This window comes from Pseudomonas salomonii (assembly GCF_900107155.1).
Taxonomy (GTDB): Bacteria; Pseudomonadota; Gammaproteobacteria; order Pseudomonadales; family Pseudomonadaceae; genus Aquipseudomonas; species Aquipseudomonas salomonii.
Genome location: NZ_FNOX01000008.1, coordinates 288,484 through 310,336, shown reverse-complemented (window position 1 = coordinate 310,336; position 21,853 = coordinate 288,484). Strand labels below are relative to the sequence as shown.

Genomic DNA, 21,853 nt, shown 5'->3' with positions numbered 1-21,853 from the left:
TCAAGATCAGATGTTTTGACTGGCACACCGCAATCGCGGGCAAGCCCGTTCCCACAGGAGGCATCGTGCTGTTCATGATCAAGTCCGCCTGAATAAGCTATGGTGCTCACAACCTCCCTCCTGTTGTGAGCACCTATGGCCTTCCTCGCCCGCACCCACCCTCGCCTCTCATCCGCCGCCGTCCTTGGCCTTGCCGTGGGCATTCTGGCGCCGGCCGATACGCTGATCAGCAAAATCCTGATTGGCTGGAACGCCGGGGTCTGGACCTACCTGGCGCTCATGCTGTGGCTCACCAGCCGTTCACACGCCGATGACGTAAAACGCATCGCCGAGATCGAGGATGAAAACGCCGGGCTGGTACTGTTCATGGTGTGCATTGCCGCGATAGCCAGCCTTGCGACCATCACGGTGAACCTTGTGGGCAGCAAAGACCTGGACAGCACGGCGCGCCTGCTGCACTACGGTTTTACCGGCATGACGGTGATTGGCTCATGGTTGCTGACCGGGGTGATTTTCAGCGTGCATTACGCCCGTCTGTTCTACACCTGGGAGGGCGACGAGCCGGCGTTGCGTTTTGCCGAAGGGTTGCGTAACCCCAATTACTGGGACTTCCTGTATTTCTCGTTCACCATTGGCGTAGCAGTGCAAACGGCGGATGTAGGGGTTGCAACACGTGCAATGCGCAAAGTCGTTTTGGGCCAGTCATTGATTGGATTTCTGTTCAATACGGCGATTCTGGGTTTCTCGATCAATATTGCTGCCGGACTGTTCAGTTGAACCCAAATGCTGCGGCGCCAATCCTGATCTAACCGGGAAGGCGATTGAAAAACGCTTTTGCGTTCATCAAAAAAAACCCTGATCTTTCGATCAGGGCTTTTTAGCGTTGCCTGTTTATTTAGAACGCATAACGCAGGCCAACGTTAACCGCGGCTTTTTGCTTGATTTTGTCACTGGTGCTGGTCTCCACGTCGACATGTGCCTGCAGGTCCTGGGTAAACGAAACGGCCAAACCGGCACCGTACTTGGCGCGCGAACCCGACAAATCATTGTTGAAGGTCTGGTTGTTGACCGTGACCTTATTGTTGTCGGAAAACTCGTGGACCATTGCCGCACGCAGGTAAGGCTTGATCAGTGTGCCATCATCGAGTTGGAACTCATGGCCAACGGTCGCGCCGGCCTCGGCGGTCCTTGAGCGGGTACGTTCACCGTCCACTTGCAAGCCGTTTTTCAGGCTGTACGTGCCACCTTGGACCACAATGGTCGACAGTCGGCCGTAAGGTTCAATAAAGGAGCTGTCACCCAGCTTGATATGACGGCCGAACTCAGCCGATATACCACCGCCTACGTTGTTGTAGCCACCCTTGGTGGACGTGTTATCACTGAGTGTTGCCTTGGCCTGGTTCTGGAACCGGTTGGCTTTGGCCACGGCATCAAAATAGAAACCGCTCTCTTCGTCCACCCAGGTGGCATAAGTACCCAGGAAGTAGCTCTTGACGGTACCGGCAGCGCCGCGAGCCGGGTTCACGTCAGAATTACTGTTGCCGCCGAATACCCCCACCTTCCATTGGGTGTCGGCCAGCGGCATGTCAGCACCGATGGAAAAACCCTGCAGGCTCTGCGAGTAGCCGGTGCCCGAACTCTGGGACACATCATATTTGCTGCCGAAACCACGGATCCAGAGACCGGTACTGTTCGGGGAGTAGCGCAACTCACCCATACGAGCACGCAACGAACCCTCTTCGGCGGTCATGATGGTCACCGGGGTGTTGAACAATGCCGTCACCACGCGGGCACTGCGGCTGACTACACGGGTTTGCGTGTCCAGAAACCAGTCATTACCTTCCTGTTTCAGGTTGTAGGCATAGGCACCCATGTCGACCGGGCCGCCCTCAAGGGAGAACACCGCGTCACCGCCGCCGGTGTGCACAACCTGGGTTTTGACCAGTTCGCTGCCGCTGGCGGAGAGCGCCAGCGTGTGGTTGCCCGAGGCCTGATTGGCGACGTCGATAAAACTCGCCTTGCCCTCATCAAAATTGACGCTCCCGACAAACCGGCCCTCGCCGGACAGCGAGTCCAATTTCAACCGATAGAACTCGCCCGGTGCGCCGAGGGTCACCGTACCACGGTCCATCGTCAGTGAGCGTGCCTGGCTGTCGCCGGTGATGAACAAATTGGAGTTGCTGCCCACCTTTACCGTGTCGACACCTTGCAGCTGGCCCTTCAACTCTGCGTTGTTTTGCAGGTTCAAATGCACAGTGCTGGTGGCGTCGCCGACCACATTACCGACCAGGTTCCGGCTGTTATCCACATTCATTGTCGCGGTGGCACCACCCGACACCGACAGCAGATTGCCATTGCCGCCTTTGAGCGTGGAACCGTTGAGTACGTCGATCGACACCACTGGCACCTGACCTGGCGTGCCCCTGACCGAGAGGGCCGAACCCGTGCGTCCCTCAACCACAGATTGGTCCAACACCAGTTTGCCATCGGTTGTATCGGAGCGACCGCGAGTAAACAAGACACCATGACCGTTGCCGATGATCGCACTCTGGTTGGCGGTTGCCGTTGCACCGACCAAAGCGAGGCCAAAGGCTGCGGCTCCCGTACCCTGCACGACTGAATTTTGGGTGAAGTGAAGCTCACTGCCACTGGTGGCTAGCGCACCGCCAGAAGCCCCACTGATAGAACTGCTGGCGATTTGTGCCAGTGAGGCTGCACCTGCGTTGCTGACCGCCTGCAACCCCATGCCGGCGGAGTTGGTGACCGTACTGTTAGTAATAAAAGCTTTACTGTTTTCAAGCCGCACGGCGCCCAGAACAGGGTCGCTCGACGTCACGTGCGAATCATTGATATTGACGGTAGAACGGCCAGAAGCACGCACTGCACCCGACTGGCTGCCCCTGTTCATGTTTAATGTAGAAGCTGACAGGTCGATGCCGGTGGCTCTCGCGCTGTTCATCGTCAGCGTGGACCCGTCCGACAGTTGCCAATCCGTAGCGGCCGTATTAGGGCCGATAGTACGTTGGGCACCGTTATCCAGCTGAATCGCCTGTGCTTGGCCCTGTACTGCTACGAAGAAGCAGAATGTAAGGGTGGGAACTTTCATCTTCACACTCAATGGCTTGAGGTCAAACGTATTCAGTGCCGACATGCTCAATCACTCTCATGATGAAACTTACAAAAGCGGTTTGGCCTACTGCAGACAAAATGCGGCCTTACCTGTGCAGCGCGTAGAGTAAGAATTAAACGCTCCCGCTTATGTAGGATTAGTCTGTAGAACCCTGGTAAGAAACCTGAGTAATGGGTGATCTATGGGATGGAGTGGTGTGAGGGAGTTCCCCCTCTCTCAGGTAAAGAGAGGGGGGATGCTGTCACCGCCTGACTAACGCCTGTTACGGGCTAACGAGTGGCGAGAGATCACACCGCGAGGCCGACAGCCCAGTACGCATAATGGCCGTCGCCGTGCCGACCCCCAGCGTACCGTCGTTTAGCTTGGTAAAAGCACGCGCATAAGCGCGCCCTGCCTGTGCGTTCCCAACGAAAGCGAAATCGAATATGAAAGTGTGCCCACTGGCCTTGACCGCATCCGTAATAGGGACGCTAGGGGACTGCGTTTGGTCATAAGCCAGAGGTGCTGCGATGGGCCTCGTAATCCGCAGGTCCAAAGTCAGCCGTTCACCCACCACCATTTTCGGATTCCCGGCTACGAAAACCCGTAGCTCAAAGATTTTTGGCGTCGTCACCGGCATCCTGGTCAGCGCATCGCAGTTAACCGAAAGGGACGCCCCCATGCCTCGAGCGCCCCCAAATTGAGGTGCTGGCAAGGCAGTAACCACGGCGTCTATCAGATTAATGTCGGTGTAGGGTGCAGGGTTCAGGTTAGTGGCCGCTGTTGGCGTTGGCGTAGGCGAAACAACATATCTAATCTTATGCGGGCCGTTCCCCAATGCGGCGAAGTAAGACCAGGGGAGCTTCCAACTGACCGGAGTTCCGGCTACCTGAGTGTCATCCAATTCTTGAGCAGGTGCCAGAAACGTTCCATCGGCCAGCTGAGGAACCAACCACATACCTCTGGTCGGCGTTTCAAGGCCGGTCCATGTCACAACGGTAATGGTCACGTCCTGGTTAGCGTCTACCTCCCTGAGTATATTCAACTCCTTCGAGACTTCACCCATAAAACTTGCAACAAGCAATCGGCCATTTTCACTACCCGGCGTTGTGGTAGTCGGTCCAGAGTAACTCAGATCCACTCTGATCGTGGTGGTCGGGCCGGGTACAATGTCTCCGTCTTGTTCGATTTCATAGCCCACCACGGTGGTTTTGGGACCCTTTGCATTACCATAGTCAGCCGTACACAGCGGGTTCAGGAAGAGCCGATCCAAGGTTATCGGAAACGCGACAACATCAAACCACTGGCTCACAGGCTGACCGCCCCATGTCACCCGAAACCGGTACTTGCTCGCACTGTTGTAGTTCCCAAAAACCGGGATTTTACCGGTTGGGCCTACGGCGAGGTCTGCAAGATTGATCAGGTCGTCAGCCAAGTCTGGAGCCTGATCAATTATAATCGGCTGCAAATTCGCTGGCGCAGGCGCCAGCACTATTGTGAAAGGCAGGGAGGGCAATGAAGGCTCACTGAGATTGCCTGCCCGGTCCTCGATTTGATAGATAAGCCGCCAGTCACTACCGCTTTTATTCAAGTCACTCTCGGTCAGTACGCCGGTATTGCCGGCTTGCAGCATGAGCCGCGGTGGAATTATCCCCCCCACCTCTTCCGCAGGAATGACGATGTCGCCTTTAGTGAGATACATCCGGACTTTATCATTCGGGTCCCACTGCCCGCTTTTAAAAGCGTAAGTGTTGGCAGGAATGCTGAATGGGAATCCGAACTGGGTCAGATGGGCCAACGTAAAGGCCTGACCCGCCGGGAGCGTACCCGTATAGACCAGTGGCGGTGGCCGAATGGCAGTGTTGCCATTGGAATAGGCAGGAATCAAGTCGATCTCAAACCTGGTAGGCGGCGAAGTTTCTGACGTGTTAGCAGGAACGTCTACGTCGCCTGGATTGCTCGCCGGATAATTTTCTGTTAAATCAAAACAGAAAAGCCACGCACCATGTTCCTGCAGGCCCGTATCCGGTCGAACTTTCATTTCATAAGTAAAGGTATCGCCTGGATTCGCAATGGTGAACTGGAAGTAGTCTTCCACCAGCGTCCATTGAGTGGGGGTTGGACTATTTACAGGTTGTTTATAAATCCTGCACCAGTCCCCATCAAACGAAATCGGTCCCGACGTGATTGTAAAGATTAAATTTTTACTGGCTCCATCTTTTGAAACAAGCCCCAGTGCCGGATCTATGACAACTGATGGATCAAGCACTGCCGCGCTTAAGTTCGAGCTGGGAGGACCTATAAGAATTCTTGGAACGATTTTAATAGTCATTTCATATTCTCCGTTATCATCAGATATGCTTTACCTGCAGAGCCACCGCTCACGACCCACTGACTACCTGGCATTGAAACACTTTTAATTGCTTGACCACCCTACCTTCAATTGCAAATATGCGCCTGCCATCCTCGGCGAATCAATCCACGCCTTTACCTGTCGGCGTACAGTAAAACCCGGTCGAATGTTTACGATCCACCCTCACGTAGCCGGTTTCAGACACCCCTATTAGTACGCTGTTTCGAATAACACTGTACTTGGCACCCGCGCTGGCAAAAGCCTTCAACGGCTGAAGATAGTTCTTATAGTCCGTGATCACAAAATCGTGGAACGTTTGCGTGGCGTCCCATCGATGAGTCATTGTATGTTCCGTAGACTTTATTGGCTGTTGATTGAGGGGGATTAAATACCCAACAAAGGCCAGTGTCAGTATATCCCCCGGCAATACTTTACTGCCGGGGATCACCCGAATAGTCAGCCCCTCCCAAATCGGCGGATCCGTTCTGCACGTAATAAACCCTCTATCATCTGCGTGCGGATAAGTGGGTTTGGATAAGACAGTGGGCGGCGTAATATTTACCGCCACCGGTTGATCAGCTGATTGTTGCTGGTTGACCCCATTTGTGGACAGATAGTAAAACAGCGCAGTTTTATTACCGACAGACTGTATTACCGACCAGGGGATCAAATTATCAAAGATTATATTGGTACCGGCGACGTCCCCTTTCTTGACGGTATAGGTCGTTACTACATTTGTCTGTCCTTGCACATAGAGCGACAGCATGTTACCCACTTGAGGGTCGCCGGAGAGCAGCACTTCAGCCCTGCAAGGCTGGTTATTGTCGCGACTGTCCAGCTGATTAGCCGTATTAGACTCAGCGCCAAAGATGTTGACCTTGTCCAGCAGGAGATTCAACAGCGCGGGCGCCTGATTATGATCGCGGCCGAACACCGTGAAATCCATATTGATCAATTTCAGAGGAGAAGGCGTCCCACCACTCCCCGGGTTGGAAGCACGTCGAATAAAGTAGCGGAACGGTACATTGTCCTTGCGCTGCAGATTGGCGCCATTGGCAATCAACTGCTGCCAACTTAAGGTCCCGGTAAACGGCAATGACATTACGGGTATTGCCGGGTACTCAACCCCGGCCAATACAGGGATACACAGATCCCCCTGCCGATAATGGGTATAGGTGCTGATACCGAACGATACGATATTACGCGCGTCTTCCCGATTGATAAGGCGATCAAAATCAAACGCGGGCACCGTGGGCACAGGCAAATCGGCTGGCAACGCCTCCAGAGAGAGCTTGGTACTTCCGAACAAGGAAAACTGCGGGGTTATATTGCCTGCCTCGTCCATGACTTTATAACAGGCATACAGTGGTGAGGTACCCGCATACTTACGAATTTCAGCAGCCGGTACTTTCAGAACCATAGCATCGGTGGTGGCAGCAAATGTCTCTATTAAAATTGGCAGGCCGACCGGAAATGCATTAGTGCCCATGAGATACAGGTATATCTTGTCAAGCGCAGCACGACCTGAATAATCCCCCGGCACGACAACATCGAAGGTTGCATTATCAGTCGCATCAGACTCAGTGATGTCGTCATCCACAAACCAGGGCGCTTTAAGCACCTCATTTTCTGCTGGCGGCCTGCGATCAATAATAATGTCCACCGGGTGCGAAAACTCGAACACCTGAGCATCTTCGTACAGGTTATGTATACGGTAGTAAATACGCACACGGGCATTATTAAGCAGGTAAGACGCAGGAATAGAGAGTTCCAACGGAAAGTCTTTGGCGGTTATAGGCCCCACCAACTCTCTGGCAGGAAGAGGGAAAGGCACACTCCCCTCGACCTCCCAAACCAGTACAAAAAAATCACTCTCCCCTAACTGAGGCAGCAGTACCCAAGGTGTATCCAAAAAAATTTTCAGCGGTTGATATAAAAAGGCAGTAGGAATGACACCACTCGGTAACCTGCCCTCCACCCTGAGTGCGGGTAACGTCGGCGTTCCGAAAGCAGCTGTCATTGCATCGATGGGCAACGTTGTGGCTCTATTGATTTGACCATTGTTATTGGTTGGGGGGGTGCTCATATCGCTCTCCAGAACATCAACATTGCGCCAGCCACTGGTTTATTGTCTGATTGCTTTAGCCTCGATTGAATACCTGCCGACAACTTCTCGTAACTGTCAGATTTAACAGGTCGCACCGCCGTCCGTCGGATGCGCGACCGCGTGAGCCGTTGTTTTGCGCTGAATGACACTTGACGTTGTTCCGTGAATGAGTTCTCCTGAAACCGGTTTCAGAGCATCACTACCTCCAATAAGAAAGGCCTGCCACCGTGACTCCTTTTTCCGCCGCCCAGCGCAGCCGCGTGACCATGCTCGACGTTGCCGAACGCGCCGGCGTGTCCAAAGCCAGCGTGTCGCGCTTTATCGGTGACGACCGCGCGCTGCTCTCCGACGCAATTGCCTTGCGCATCGAGCAGGCGATCAGCGAGCTCGGTTACCGCCCCAACCAGATGGCCCGCGGTTTGAAGCGCGGCCGCACGCGCCTGATCGGCATGCTGGTGGCCGATATCCGCAACCCCTACTCCATTGCCGTGATGCACGGCGTCGAAACCGCCTGCCGCCAGCATGGCTACAGCCTGGTGGTGTGCAACACCGACCGCGATGACGAGCAAGAGCGCCAGCACCTGGCGGCATTGCGCTCGTACAACATCGAAGGGCTGATTGTGAACACCCTCGGCCACCACCTTGACCAGTTGCTGGAGTTGCAGCGGGAAATGCCCCTGGTGCTGGTGGACCGCAAGGTCGAGCCGCTGCACAGCGATATGGTCGGCCTGGATAACCCTGCGGCGGTCCGTGTTGCCGTGCAGCACCTCGCACAGCAGGGTTATCGCGACCTGCTGCTGGTGAGCGAAAAGGCCGATGGCACCAGTTCACGCGTGGAGCGCCAAGCGAGTTTCACGGCGGAAATTGCGGCCCGGCCGGCGTTGACCGGCGCAGTGCTCGAACTCGATGACAGCCTGGCAAACCACCTGCACAGCTTCCTGACCAAGCCCGGCCCCAAGGCGTTGTTCTGCGCCAATGGCGTGGCTGCGCTGGCCTGCACCCACGTGCTCAAAGCGCTGGGCTGCAACCTCTTTGATGACATCGGCCTGATTGCCCTGGATGACCTCGACTGGTACCCGCTGGTGGGCAACGGCATCACCGCCCTCGCCCAACCCACCGACGCGATTGGCGCCAGCGCCTTCGACTGCCTGCTTAAACGCTTGCGCGGCGATGACGCGCCACCGCGCACCCTGGATTTTTTGCCCGAACTGATCGTTCGCGGCTCCACCCAATCCCTTGTGGGCGCTGGCTTGCCTGCGATGGCGGTCTGTCAGGCGAAGCCGTAGCCGACTGACACACCGCTATCGCAGGCAAGCCAGCTTTCACATTGTTTGCGAGTAAAAATGAAACCGGTTTCAGAGGTACATAACAATGCATAAATACCCCGTTTCCATCAGCCTATCCAGCTACGGTGCCGACCTGGTACGTACGCTTGGCCAATTGAGTTTTGTCGATCTGCTCAGTGCCGCCGGCGCCCAGCGCATCGAGTGGCGCGAAGAACTGTTGACCAGCGAACAACCCGCCGCCCTCGCCCAAGCCGCTGCCGAACACGGCCTGGAATCGGTGTTCTCTTCACCGCTGGAGCTGTGGGTGGCCGGGCGCGCCCAGCCCAACGCCGAGCTGAGTGCAACCCTGGACCGCGCCCAGGCCTTCGGCTCGCGCTGGCTTAAAGTGTCCCTCGGTTATTTCACCGACACCAACGACTTGCAAAGCCTGCAGGCCCTGCTCAACCGCCACCCGGTCAAGCTGCTGGTGGAGAACGACCAGACCCTGCACGGCGGGCGCATCGAGCCGATGCAGCGCTTCTTCAGTGAGGTGGAACGCCTGGGCCTGCCGGTGAAAATGACCTTCGACATCGGCAACTGGCAGTGGCAAGACCAATCTGCGCTCACTGCCGCACGCCTGCTGGGCCGGCATGTGGACTACCTGCACTGCAAGGCCGTGGCGCGGCGCCAGGACGGCAAGCTGGTGGCCTTGCCGCCCGGCGCCACTGACCTGCATCTGTGGGAACAACTGCTCAAACATATGACTCAAGGCATTACCCGGGCCGTGGAATTCCCGTTGCAAGGCGACGACCTGGTTGCCGTTACCGCGCAGCAGGTGACCGCCCTCGCCCTCCTTGGCCAGCCCCGTGCGGAGAACGCCCATGTCTGAGATCGATATCCTTTCGTTTGGTGAAACCATGGCGATGTTTGTCGCCGAACAGACCGGCGACCTGGCCCAGGTGGCGCAGTTTCACAAGCGCATTGCCGGGGCCGACAGCAATGTTGCCATCGGCCTGTCGCGCCTGGGTTTCAACGTGACGTGGCTGAGCCGTGTCGGCGACGATTCCCTGGGGCGTTTTGTGGCCGACACGCTGAAAAAAGAAGGCCTGGATTGTCGGCATGTGGCGATCGACCCGCTGCACCCGACCGGCTTTCAATTCAAGTCCCGCGAAGAAGCCGGCGCCGACCCGCAGGTGGAGTACTTCCGTAAAGGCTCGGCAGCCAGCCATTTGTCGATTGCCGCGATCAGCCCCGCCGTGCTGCAAGCGCGCCACCTGCACGCCACCGGCATCCCGCCCGCCTTGTCCGAGGCCACCGGCGAGTTGTCCGTGGAACTGATGACGCAGATGCGCAAGGCCGGGCGCAGCGTGTCGTTCGACCCGAACCTGCGCCCGTCGTTGTGGGCCAGCCAAGCGCAGATGGTGCGCGAAATCAACGCCCTCGCCGCCCTCGCCGACTGGGTCTTGCCGGGCCTGGGCGAAGGCCGCTTGCTCACCGGCTTTGACGACCCGGCCGACATCGCCGCGTTCTACCTCGACCAGGGCGCCGAAGCCGTGGCGATCAAGCTGGGCGCGGACGGCGCCTACTACCGCACCCACATGGACCAGGGTTTTATTGCCGCCGTCCCGGTGGAAACCGTGGTGGATACCGTGGGCGCCGGTGATGGTTTTGCCGTCGGCATGATCAGCGCCCTGCTCGAAAACCTGAGCTTCCCTGAGGCGGTACAGCGCGGCAACTGGATCGGCAGCCGCGCAGTGCAAAGCCGGGGTGATATGGAGGGTTTGCCCAACCGCTCTGAATTACCCAGCCGATCTGTTGCATGACCCACTCCCTGTTGCCACAACTACAACAAGCTCAGGAGCAACCCCATGGAAACTGTGAAACTCGCCACCCGCCGCTGGTGGTACATCATGCCTATCGTGTTCATCACCTACAGCCTGGCGTACCTGGACCGCGCCAACTACGGCTTCGCCGCGGCCTCCGGCATGGCCGAAGACCTGATGATCACCCCCGGCATGTCGTCATTACTGGGCGCGCTGTTTTTTCTCGGCTACTTTTTCTTCCAGGTGCCGGGCGCGATCTACGCGCAAAAACGCAGCGTTAAAAAGCTGATTTTCGTCAGCCTGATTCTGTGGGGCAGCCTGGCCACGCTGACCGGCGTGGTGTCCAACGCCTATATGCTGATCGCCATTCGCTTCATGCTCGGCGTGGTCGAGGCGGCGGTGATGCCGGCGATGCTGGTGTACCTGTGCCACTGGTTTACCCGTGCCGAACGCTCACGGGCCAACACCTTCCTGATCCTCGGCAACCCGGTGACCATGATGTGGATGTCGGTGGTGTCGGGCTACCTGGTGCAGCACTTCAGCTGGCGCTGGATGTTTATCATCGAAGGGCTGCCGGCGGTGATCTGGGCGTTTATCTGGTGGAAGCTGGCGGATGAAAAACCCGCCGACGCCCAGTGGCTGAGCGAGCGGCATAAACAAGACCTGCAAAGCGCCCTGGCCGCCGAACAGGTCGGGATCAAGGCGGTGAAGAACTACGCCGAAGCCTTTCGTTCGCCCAAGGTGATCATCCTGGCGCTGCAGTTTTTTTGCTGGAGCATCGGCGTCTATGGCTTTGTGCTGTGGCTGCCGTCGATCCTCAAGGCCGGCTTGCAGATGGACATGGTCGAAGCCGGTTGGCTCTCGGCGCTGCCGTACCTCGCGGCGGTGATCGGCATGCTGGCGGTGTCGTGGGGCTCGGACAAGCTGCAAAAACGTAAACGTTTTGTGTGGCCGCCGCTGCTGATTGCCTCGATCGCGTTCTACGCGTCCTACGCGCTGGGTGCTGAGCACTTCTGGTGGTCCTACACCCTGCTGGTCATCGCCGGGGCGTGCATGTACGCGCCTTACGGTCCGTTTTTCGCCATCGTCCCGGAAATCCTCCCGGCCAACGTCGCCGGCGGCGCCATGGCGCTGATCAACAGCATGGGCGCGCTGGGCTCGTTCGGCGGGTCGTACCTGGTCGGTTACCTCAATAGCAGCACCGGTTCACCCGGCGCCTCCTACCTGCTGATGAGCGGCGCGCTGATGTTAGCCGTGGTGCTGACGATTTTCCTCAAGCCCGGCGCCAGTGATCGCGTGCCGGTGCCAACCCTGGAGTTGAAGGTAAAAACCTCATGAAAAAGTCTGTCGTTTTGTACAAAAAACTTTCCGCGCCATTGATGGCTCGCTTGCACGAACACGTCGACGTGACCCTGATTGACGCCCTCGACGAACCCGGCCTGGCCCGGCTGCGTGACGCCTTGCCCAACGCCCACGGCCTGCTGGGTGCGAGCCTGCGCCTGGATGCCAAGCTGCTCGACCTGGCCCCCAGGCTTGAAGCGGTGGCCAGTGTGTCGGTGGGCGTCGACAACTACGACATCGACTACCTGACCCAACGCGGCATCCTGCTCAGCAATACCCCGGACGTGCTGACCGAAACCACAGCGGATACCGGCTTTGCGTTGATCCTGGCCACTGCCCGCCGGGTGGTCGAACTGGCCGAAATGGTGCGCGCCGGCCAGTGGAACAAAAACATCGGCCCGGCGCATTTCGGCACCGATGTGCATGGCAAGACCCTGGGCATTATCGGCATGGGCCGCATCGGCGAAGCCCTGGCTCAGCGTGGGCATTTTGGTTTTGGCATGCCGGTGATCTACCACAGTCACTCGCCCAAGCCGCGGGTAGAGGAGCGCTTCGGGGCGCAGTTTCGTAGCTTGCCGGAGTTGTTGCAGCAGGCTGACTTTGTGTGCCTGACCTTGCCGCTCACGGCTGAAACCGAAAAGCTGATTGGCGCGCGTGAGTTTGCGTTGATGGGGCCGGAGACGATTTTTATCAATATCTCGCGTGGCAAGGTGGTGGATGAGGCGGCGCTGGTTGAGGCGCTGCAACAACGCACGATTCGGGCGGCGGGGTTGGATGTGTTTGAGCGCGAGCCGTTAAGTCATGACTCGCCGTTGTTGCGCTTGAACAATGTGGTGGCCACACCGCATATCGGTTCGGCGACCCACGAGACGCGGGAGGCTATGGCCGCTTGCGCGGTGGAAAATTTGCTGTCGGCGCTGGCTGGGGAGCGGCCGGACAATCTGGTTAATCCGAGTGTGTATGCTTGAGCTTGCGGTGGGTCCGTTGGCGGGTTCGGTGACTGGCGTCGCTGCTGTGTACATATCCGTTGCTGCGGTAACGGCCACTTAGGGTTCCGCCCTTACGGCGGCTCACTTTTTGAAGGACCAAAAAGTAAGCAAAAAGTCCTCGCCCCAACACTCGGTGCCTCGCTGTGGCTCGGCATGCCCGCAATCCGACAGTGATTTGGGGGGCCGCCGCGATGGGCCATCCTTGGCCCAGCGCGGCTAAACCGGCATCCCTGCCGGTTTACCCCCCAAATCCCTGTCGAATTCCGGCCATCGTGTTTGACGGGGCGATTTCAGATCAAGATCAAGATCAAAAGCGCAGATCAAAAGACCGCTGACTTCGTCATCGAAAAGGATGTAAGGGCCGGAGCAACAGCAACAGCAGAGCCATACTCGGTCAACTGTGGGAGCGGGCTTGCTCGCGAATGCGGTGGGTCAGTGACAGATGAATTGACCGACCCACCGCTTTCGCGAGCAAGCCCGCTCCCACATTTAGACTATGTTGCATCAGGTAGACAGGCTTTTGCTTTGCACTTGATCTGGCTCTTGCCTCAACCACTCAGGTCGGCTTTCAGGCCGCCGTGCTCTGCTTTTGATCTTGCTTTTGATCTGAGGCGCCCCGTTAACCACGATGGCCGAACGCAGGCTTGAATCCGTGGGTAACCCGGCAGGACGCCGGGTTAGCCGCGCTGGGCCAAGGATGGCCCATCGCGGCGGCCCACGGATTCAAGCCGGAGTGCGGGCATGCCGAGCCTAGGCGAGGCACCGAGTGGTGGGGCGAAGACCTTTTGGTTACTTTTGGGGCGTTTGCCAAAAGTGACCCGCTGTAAGAGCGGAACCATAAGCCGCCGTTACCCGAATAACGGATATGTACACCGACAAACCGCCATCGCAGGCAAGCCAGCTCCCACACTTAAAGCCCCTAACCCTCAAATCAAATCAACGCAACGCCCGCCGCAGTACCTTACCCACCGTAGTCTTGGGCAACTCAACACTGCGAAACTCCACATACTTGGGCACCTTGTACCCCGTGAGATATTCCCGGCAATGGGCCAGGATCTGCTCCTGGGTCAAGCTCGGGTCCTTGCGTACCACAATGATCTTGACCTTCTCCCCCGTCACCGGATCTTCCACCCCGATCGCCGCCACTTCCCCCACACCGGGATGCAAGGCCACCACGTCTTCAATCTCATTGGGATACACGTTAAACCCCGACACCAGGATCATGTCCTTCTTGCGGTCCACCAGACGAATATACCCACGCTCATCCATCACCCCGATGTCCCCGGTGGAGAGCCAGCCCTCCGCATCCAGCACTTCAGCCGTTTCCTTGGGCCGCTTCCAGTACCCCTGCATCACCTGCGGGCCACGCACTTGCAGTTCACCCTGCTCGCCAATCTCCGCCAGCTCGCCATCCTCACGCATAAACCGCACCCAGGTCGACGGCAGCGGCACGCCGATGCTGCCGGTGAATTCCATCTCGCGCATGCGCGCAATGTTGATCGGGCTGATGCTCACCACCGGCGAGCACTCCGTCAGCCCATAGCCCTCGATGATCGGCAACCCAGTCACCTCCTTCCAGCGCTTGGCCACCGCCGTGTGCGTGGCCATGCCGCCCGCAATCACCATGCGCAGGTCAGAGAAATCCCGCGCACAGAACTCCTTGTTTTCGAGCAAGCCGTTAAACAAGGTGTTGACCCCGGCAATGCCATTGAAGCGCTCCTTGCGCAAAATCATCTGCACCCGTTTCACGTCCCGTGGGTTGGCAATCAGGATGTTGCGCCCGCCCAGGCACATGAACATCAGGCAGTTCACCGTCAGCGAAAAGATGTGATACAGCGGCAGCAAGGTCACGTTGGTTTCCTGCTTGTCCTGATCCAACTGATCACCGACCCAGGCCTTGGCTTGCAGCAGGTTGGCGATGATATTGCGGTGGCTGAGCATCACGCCCTTGGCATCGCCGGTGGTGCCGCCGGTGTATTGCAGAAACGCCAGTTCATCGAGGTGCATCTCCACCGGAAAATGGTTCAGCGCCCGCCCCTGTTTCAACACGTTGTTGAACCGCACTGCGCCAGGCAGATGAAATTTTGGCACCTGCTTTTGCACGCGACGCAGGATAAAGTTCATCGCCGCGCCCTTGAAGGTGCCCAGCAGATCGCCAATGGCCGCCACCACCACGCGTTTGACACGGCTGCCCTGCGCGACTTTTTCAAAGGTATGGGCGAAGTTTTCAAAGATCACCAGGGTTTCGGCTTCGCTGTCCTTGAGCAAATGCTTGAGTTCATGGGAGGTGTACAACGGGTTGACGTTGACCACCACCGCGCCGGCCAGGATCGTGCCCAGCAGGCAGATCGGGTACTGCAAGCAGTTGGGCATCATCAGTGCCACCCGGTCGCCCTTTTTCACGCCCTGGCCCTGTAACCACGCGGCGAACGCCTGGCCTTGCACCTGCCAGTCGGCGTAGGTCATTTCGGTGCCGATGCTGACGTAGGCGACCCGCTCGCGGAATTTTTCCAGGTGCTCCAGGAACACCTCGCGCAGCGACGGGTACGCCTCGATACCGGCCTCGATGTCCGCCGGCACGCCCGGCAAGTAGGCGTTCAACCAGATCCGTTCGGTGTGTTCCTGGCTTACAGCGTTCATGGCAGTCTCCTTATTGTTGTTTTTGATCAGGCTATTTTTCGACGATGGCGGTAATGCCCAGCCCGCCGGCTGCACAAATCGAAATCAGGCCGCGCCCACCCCCGTTCTCATGGATGGTTTTGGCCAGCGCCGCCAGTTGCCGGCCACCGGTGGCGGCGAACGGATGGCCACAGCCCAGGGAGCCGCCATTGACGTTCATCTTGCTGCGGTCGATGGCGCCCAGCGGTGCCTCCAAGCCTAGACGCTCGCGGCAATACTCGGGGTCTTCCCACGCCTTGAGCGTGCACAGCACCTGGGCGGCAAAGGCTTCGTGAATTTCAAAGAAATCGAAGTCGGCAAACCCCAGACCCTCGCGCTTGAGCATGCGCGGCACGGCATACGCCGGCGCCATCAACAAGCCTTCGGTGCCGTCGACAAAGTTCACTGCGGCAGTCTCGCCGGTACGCAGGTAGGCCAACACCGGCAAACCCTGTTCGGCCGCCCAGGCTTCGCTGGCCAGCAAGACCACCGAGGCGCCATCGGTCAGCGGCGTGGAGTTGCCCGCCGTCAGCGTGCCGTTCTGGCGATCATAGGCGGGCGAAAGGCCGGCGAGCTTCGCAAGGCTGGTGTCGGCACGCAGGTTGTTGTCGCGTGCCAGCCCGCGATAAGGGCTGATCAGGTCATCGAAAAAGCCACGCTTATAGGCCGCATCCAGGCGCTGGTGGCTGGTGAGGGTCAGTTCATCCTGGGCCAGCCGTTTGATCTGCCAGCGCTTGGCCATTGCTTCGCAGTGCTCGCCCATGGACAAACCGGTGCGCGGCTCGCCATTGCGCGGCAGCAGCGGCTTGAAAAACATCGACGGACGCACCTTCAGCAAGGTCTTCACCTTGGCGCCCATGCCCTTGGCGCGATTGGCCGCCAGCAAGGTGTGGCGCAGCGATTCGTTGATTCCGATGGGCGCATCCGAGGTGGTGTCGGCGCCACCGGCGATACCCACTTCGATCTGGCCAAGCGCAATTTTGTTGGCCACCAGCAAGGCCGCTTCCAGCCCGGTACCGCAGGCTTGTTGCACGTCGTAGGCCGGCGTGTCAGGTGACAATGTGGTGGACAGCAACGCCTCACGCGCCAGGTTGAAGTCCCGCGAATGCTTGATCACCGCGCCCGCAGCAAACTCGCCCAGGCGCTGGCCGTGCAGGTTATAGCGCTCGACCAGCCCTTGCAGGGCCGCCACCAGCAGGTCCTGATTGCTGTCGTGGGCATACACGGTGTTGGAGCGGGCAAACGGGATACGGTTGCCGCCGATAATCGCCACGCGGCGGGTCGGGGCCGGGTTGAAACTGTAGTCACTCATTCGTGGCTCTCTTTCCAAATAAATAGCCCACGCATATGCGGTTTATCACCGGCACCATTGCGCACTTCGAACTCACGGCGCGGCCCGGTCACCGGGCGGCTCCACAGCGCAACCTGGCCGGGCAGGAAGATCGGCAGCTTGAAGTCGCAATGCGCCTGGGCCTGATCCAGGCCGCCCGGCGGTTGCTGCGCCGCCAGTGCGCGGCCCAGGGTCCACATGCCATGGGCGATGGCACGGCGAAAGCCGAAGATTTTGGCGCCGATCACCGAGGTGTGAATCGGGTTGAAATCCCCCGAGACCTTGGCAAACCGGCGCCCCAGGTCGGCGGGCAGCACCCAGCGCTGGGTGCGCAACAGGCCGTCTTCCTGCAGGGGCAATACGTCTTCCCAAGGCTCACCAACCGGGTCTTTGACGTCGCGGCGCAGGTACAGGCTGTCGCTTTCCCACACCAGCGTATCCGCCGCAAAGGCGCGGGTGGCGATGCTCAGCGCCTGGCCCTTGGGGTGCGCCACCCAGCGTTCGCAATACACTTCCAGGCGCAAGGCCTGGCCTTCGTGCAAACGCTGGTGCTGACGAATGCGATTGGCCAGGTGCACCATGCCACTGGCCGGGTACGGAAAGCTTGGCCGGGTCAGCAACATCAGGTGCAAGGGGAACGCCAGCACGTGCGGATAAGACAGTGGCACGCCCTGCTCACGGCGAAACCCGCAGGCGCGGCCATAGTCGGCGATGCCAGCGGCACTCAGCTCCACCGCCGAGCGCACCAGGCGCGCGGTGGGCAGCGGCGGCGGCCCGTCGAGCTTGGGTTTGCGCAGTGCGCGCACGCCGTCCAGCAACAGCTGGGTGCGCGACGGTGGCGGGTCGATGATCTGCGTCACATAGTCCATGGCTCAGGCTCCCAACAGGCTTTGGCCGCACACGCGCACCACCTGGCCATTGACGCCGCCGGACGCCGGGTGCGCCAGCCAGGCGATGGTCTCGGCCACATCGATCGGCTGCCCGCCCTGGGACAACGAGTTCATGCGCCGCCCGGCCTCACGGATCATCAGCGGGATTTTCGCGGTCATCTGGGTTTCGATAAACCCTGGCGCCACCGCATTCACCGTGACGTGCAGCGCGGCCGCCTGAGGTGCCAGGCCCTGCACCAGGCCAATCACGCCCGCCTTGGAGGTGGCGTAGTTGCTTTGCCCAAGGTTGCCGGCGATACCGGAAATCGACGACACGCACACAATCCGCCCGCCGGGGTTCAAGCCCTGCCCCTCCAACAATGCGCTGCTGAGCTGCAACGGCGCTTCGAGGTTGACCGCCAGCACACTGCGCCAGGCGGCTTCGGTCATTTTGGCGATGGTTTTGTCGCGGGTGATCCCGGCGTTGTGCACCACCACGTCGAATGCGCCGTATTGGCTGACATGCGCCTGCAACAGCGCGGCCGCATCGGCTGCGGTGATGTCCAGCGGCAAGGCCGAGCCGTTCACACTGTCGGCGGCTTGAAGCAGCGCCGCCTGGGCCTGGGGCACGTCAACGCACACCACATGAGCACCGTCGCGGGCCAGCACCTGGGCAATTGCCAGCCCAATGCCACGGGAGGCGCCGGTGACCAGGGCACGGCGACCGGCGAAGGGTTTGTCCCCGTTCACCGCCACCTGGGCGTCCACGGGTTTTTCCAGGCGCACCACCTGGCCCGACACATAGGCCGAGCGGCGTGACAAAAAGAACCGCAGGCTGCTGTCCAGCGCGTCTTCGGCGCCCGGCGCCACGTAGATCAATTGCACCGTGATCGCCCGACGCAATTCCTTGGCCAGCGAGCGCACCAGCCCTTCAAGGGCACGCTGGGCGATGGCCTGGGGCAAGTCCTGGCAATGTTCCGGCGCGGTGCCGAGCACCACCACGCGGCCGTGCTGGCCGAGGCGCTTGGCATTGGCGTGGAAGAACAGGTAGAGCTCGTCGAGTTGGTGCAGGTCGAGCACCGCCGTGGCGTCGAATACCGCGCCCTGCACCTTGACCGTAGACGGCGCCTTGAGGGTTGCCGGCGTGGCGACGACGGTGTCGGTGTCTTTGAAGAGCTGTTGCACCTGCGCACCCAGGCGCCCTGCCCCGGCGACAATCACCGGGTTGGCCAGGCCCTGCTGGCCGCTGCGGTGGCGTTGCAATGGCAAGGGTTGCGGCAGGCCAATGGCCTGGGCCAGGCGTCGGCCCCAGGGGGAATTGACGAAGGATAGGTAGTTGTCACTCATAAAACATTCTTTCCCTGTAAACCCGATCCAGTGTGGGAGCTGGCTTGCCTGCGATAGCGGTGTGCCAGGTAAACCGCTATCGCAGGCAAGCCAGCTCCCACACTGACCGTGTTAACTAACTGAGGCGTTTTCGCTTTGGCTGCTGCGGCGTTTGGTCGTCGGCTCCAAGGCTTGCTTGCGCTGTTGCAAAGCCTCCAACAAGCCAAAATCCTGCGGAAAATCGTCGACCTGAATACCGTGGTCGGCATATTCCACATAACGCCCGAGCAAGCTGTCTTCCTCATCGCTGATCAGGTCCAGCGCCCGCGCCTTGACGCGCCAGGCGGTGAAGGCGGTGGCGGAAATCGGCATCGGTTCGATCAGGCCTTGCTTGATCGCAGGCTTGAGCCGCGCTTCGATCAGCTCCACCTGCGGTAACAGCCGCAAGCCCAATTCGCCATAGGCCAGCTTGTCGATTTCCGGGCGCGGGATGTAGGAATTGGCCAGCAAGCGGTCGCGGGTTTCGCCGGGGGTTTGCACCACGTCGGCCACTTGGGCCAGCAGGCGGTCCGAGGGTTTGTGCAGGGGAATAGCGAACGGAAAACTCAAGGCACGCACCACGGCTGCCGCCGGTTTCGACGGGTAGTTGTCGAGCACTTCGGCCAGGGCTTCATGGGCGCGCAACAACGCGTCCTGGGCCGACCAGTGCACCAGCGGCAAGTCGGACTGAGGCCGACCGTCGTCCTCAAAACGCTTGAGCACGCAGGACAAGATGTACAGCTGCGACAGAATATCGCCCAGGCGCCCGGTGATACTTTCCTTGCGCTTGAGCGCACCGCCGAGCACGCCCATGGACACATCCGAGATCAACGCCAGCACCACCGACAGCCGATTGGCCTGGCGGTAGTAGGACGCCAGCGCCGGGTCGGTCTTGGCCGGTGCGGCAAGCAGCCGCCCGCCGGTCAGCGAATGCACCGCAGCGCGCACGGTATTGGCCAGCACAAAACTCAGGTGGCCGAACATCGCGCTGTCAAAGGCTTCCAGGGCTTTGCGCCGATCCGGGTTGTGCGCCGCTTCCATCTCGCGGAACACATACGGATGGCAACGAATCAGCCCCTGACCAAAGATGATCAGGCAGCGGGTCATGATGTTCGCGCCCTCTACCGTGATCGCAATCGGGCTTTGCTGGTAGGCGCGGGCCAGGAAGTTGTTGGGGCCCATGCAGATGCCTTTGCCGGCCACGATGTCCATGCCGTCATTGACGATCATCCGCGCGCGCTCGGTGACGTGGTACTTGGCAATCGCCGAGATCACCGAAGGCTTTTCACCCGCATCCAAAGACGCCACCGAGACCTTGCGCACCGCATCACAGGCATACAGATGCCCGGCCATGCGCGCCAAGGGCGCCTGCACGCCTTCGAACTTGCCGATGGGCAGGCCGAATTGCTTGCGCATCGCCGCATAAGCCGTGGTGCCGCGTACCGCCACCTTGCCCAGGCCGACATTGGCCGACGGCAGCGAAATCGCGCGCCCGGCCGCCAGGCATTCCATCAGCATGCGCCAGCCATTGCCGACCTGTTCGCGGCCGCCGATCACCCATTCCAGCGGAATAAACACATCCTTGCCGGTGGTCGGCCCGTTCTGGAACACCGCGTTCAGCGGCCAATGCCGACGACCGCTGTTCACGCCCGGATGGGAGGTGGGGATCAACGCACAGGTAATGCCCAGCGAGCCGGCCTTGCCGAGCAAACCGTCCGGGTCTTCGGCGCGAAACGCCAGGCCCAGCACCGTGGCAATCGGGCCGAGGGTGATGTAGCGCTTGTCCCAGGTCACTTTGAAACCCAGCACTTCCTCGCCTTCGTGCACACCTTTGCAGACGATGCCCAGGTCTGGAATCGCCCCGGCATCCGAGCCGGCGTATGGGCTGGTCAGGGCAAAGCACGGGATGTCTTCGCCGCGTGCCAGGCGCGGCAAATAGTAATTGCGCTGGGCATCGGTGCCGTAATGCAGCAGCAGTTCAGCCGGGCCGAGGGAGTTGGGCACCATCACCGAAATCGCCGCCGCCGAGCAGCGCGTCGACAGCTTCATCACCACCTGCGAATGCGCATAGTGAGAGAAGCCTTTGCCGCCGTACTGCTTGGGAATGATCATGCCCAGGAACCCGGCGTCCTTGGTGTACTGCCAGCCTTCGGGGGACATATCCTGCCAAACCTGGGTGGTTTCCCAGTCGTTGGCGATGTCGCAAAGGGTTTCCACTTCGTTGTCGAGGAACGCCTGTTCTTCAGCGCTCAGGCTGGCCGGCGCGGCTTGCAGCAGACGCTGCCAATTCGGCTTGCCGCTGAACAGCTCAGCGTCCCACCACACGGTGCCGGACTCGATGGCCGCGCGCTCGGTGTCGGACATCGCCGGCATGATCGTGCGAAACAGGCCCAGCGCCTTGCTGGTCAGCAGTGTGCGGCGCAGCGGCTTGATCGTCATCAGCACAGCGGGCAGTACCACCAGGATGGCTGCGACGCTGGCGCCAACGCCTGCGACCACATTGAACAGATAACCAAGCGCCAGCCAGACCAGGCCGACGCCCAGCCACAGGGCCGCGGCGGCTTGTCGATAGGCCAGGGCAATCGCGGCGGCGACACCCATCAATAACCAGATAACCATGGGGATACCTCTACTCAATTCAGGG

General features: G+C 59.6%; 14 protein-coding genes. 6 read left to right on the top strand and 8 right to left on the bottom strand.

The genetic code is table 11. The features are described 5' to 3' along the window. Positions 1-135: 135 nt before the first annotated feature. Entirely contained in the window at positions 136-777 is a 642-nt protein-coding gene (locus BLV67_RS19815; protein ID WP_065931684.1) for a DUF1345 domain-containing protein, read from the top strand. A gap of 118 nt (positions 778-895) precedes the next feature. Here the strand turns inward: BLV67_RS19815 and BLV67_RS19810 are convergent, their stop codons facing one another. The 3 genes from BLV67_RS19810 to BLV67_RS19800 all read right to left on the bottom strand — a co-directional run bounded on the left by BLV67_RS19810 (position 896) and on the right by BLV67_RS19800 (position 7,548). Beyond that, the gene (locus tag BLV67_RS19810; RefSeq protein WP_069788827.1) at positions 896-3,151 is read right to left on the bottom strand and encodes an autotransporter outer membrane beta-barrel domain-containing protein; all 2,256 of its coding nucleotides are present in this window, start codon (positions 3,149-3,151) and stop codon (positions 896-898) included. Between the two features lie 241 nt (positions 3,152-3,392). Beyond that, complete coding sequence (locus tag BLV67_RS19805) at positions 3,393-5,441, bottom strand: hypothetical protein (protein WP_069788826.1); 2,049 nt, start codon at positions 5,439-5,441, stop codon at positions 3,393-3,395. A gap of 142 nt (positions 5,442-5,583) precedes the next feature. Further along, positions 5,584-7,548 (bottom strand): hypothetical protein, encoded by a 1,965-nt coding sequence (locus BLV67_RS19800; RefSeq protein ID WP_069788825.1) that lies wholly within the window; start codon positions 7,546-7,548, stop codon positions 5,584-5,586. Between the two features lie 248 nt (positions 7,549-7,796). Between BLV67_RS19800 and BLV67_RS19795 the strand changes: the two genes are divergently transcribed. The 5 genes from BLV67_RS19795 to BLV67_RS19775 all read left to right on the top strand — a co-directional run bounded on the left by BLV67_RS19795 (position 7,797) and on the right by BLV67_RS19775 (position 12,966). Further along, positions 7,797-8,855: a LacI family DNA-binding transcriptional regulator gene (locus BLV67_RS19795; protein WP_069788824.1), complete on the top strand. Its 1,059-nt coding sequence runs from the start codon at positions 7,797-7,799 to the stop codon at positions 8,853-8,855. A gap of 85 nt (positions 8,856-8,940) precedes the next feature. Further along, the gene (locus BLV67_RS19790) at positions 8,941-9,723 is read left to right on the top strand and encodes a sugar phosphate isomerase/epimerase family protein (protein ID WP_069788823.1); all 783 of its coding nucleotides are present in this window, start codon (positions 8,941-8,943) and stop codon (positions 9,721-9,723) included. Next, positions 9,716-10,657 carry a sugar kinase gene (locus BLV67_RS19785; protein ID WP_069788822.1) on the top strand — a complete coding sequence of 314 codons (942 nt, stop codon included), beginning with the start codon at positions 9,716-9,718 and terminating at the stop codon, positions 10,655-10,657. The genes BLV67_RS19790 and BLV67_RS19785 overlap by 8 nt, the downstream gene beginning before the upstream one ends. A 45-nt stretch (positions 10,658-10,702) precedes the next feature. Next, positions 10,703-11,995 carry an MFS transporter gene (locus BLV67_RS19780; protein ID WP_069788821.1) on the top strand — a complete coding sequence of 431 codons (1,293 nt, stop codon included), beginning with the start codon at positions 10,703-10,705 and terminating at the stop codon, positions 11,993-11,995. Then, positions 11,992-12,966: an NAD(P)-dependent oxidoreductase gene (locus tag BLV67_RS19775; RefSeq protein ID WP_069788820.1), complete on the top strand. Its 975-nt coding sequence runs from the start codon at positions 11,992-11,994 to the stop codon at positions 12,964-12,966. Before BLV67_RS19780 ends, BLV67_RS19775 begins: the two co-directional genes overlap by 4 nt. Before the next feature lie 957 nt (positions 12,967-13,923). Here the strand turns inward: BLV67_RS19775 and BLV67_RS19765 are convergent. The 5 genes from BLV67_RS19765 to BLV67_RS19745 form a co-directional block, all read right to left on the bottom strand. Continuing rightward, positions 13,924-15,627 carry an AMP-binding protein gene (locus BLV67_RS19765; RefSeq protein WP_069788819.1) on the bottom strand — a complete coding sequence of 568 codons (1,704 nt, stop codon included), beginning with the start codon at positions 15,625-15,627 and terminating at the stop codon, positions 13,924-13,926. Positions 15,628-15,658: 31 nt separating this feature from the next. Beyond that, entirely contained in the window at positions 15,659-16,957 is a 1,299-nt protein-coding gene (locus BLV67_RS19760) for an acetyl-CoA C-acetyltransferase (RefSeq protein WP_065912147.1), read from the bottom strand. After that, positions 16,954-17,844, bottom strand: coding sequence for a MaoC/PaaZ C-terminal domain-containing protein (locus BLV67_RS19755; RefSeq protein ID WP_069788818.1), 891 nt, complete (start codon positions 17,842-17,844; stop codon positions 16,954-16,956). The genes BLV67_RS19760 and BLV67_RS19755 overlap by 4 nt, the downstream gene beginning before the upstream one ends. Positions 17,845-17,847: 3 nt before the next feature. Continuing rightward, positions 17,848-19,191 (bottom strand): 3-oxoacyl-ACP reductase, encoded by a 1,344-nt coding sequence (locus tag BLV67_RS19750; RefSeq protein ID WP_065912142.1) that lies wholly within the window; start codon positions 19,189-19,191, stop codon positions 17,848-17,850. A gap of 111 nt (positions 19,192-19,302) precedes the next feature. After that, positions 19,303-21,828: an acyl-CoA dehydrogenase gene (locus BLV67_RS19745; RefSeq protein ID WP_069788817.1), complete on the bottom strand. Its 2,526-nt coding sequence runs from the start codon at positions 21,826-21,828 to the stop codon at positions 19,303-19,305. Between the last annotated feature and the right edge of the window lie 25 nt (positions 21,829-21,853).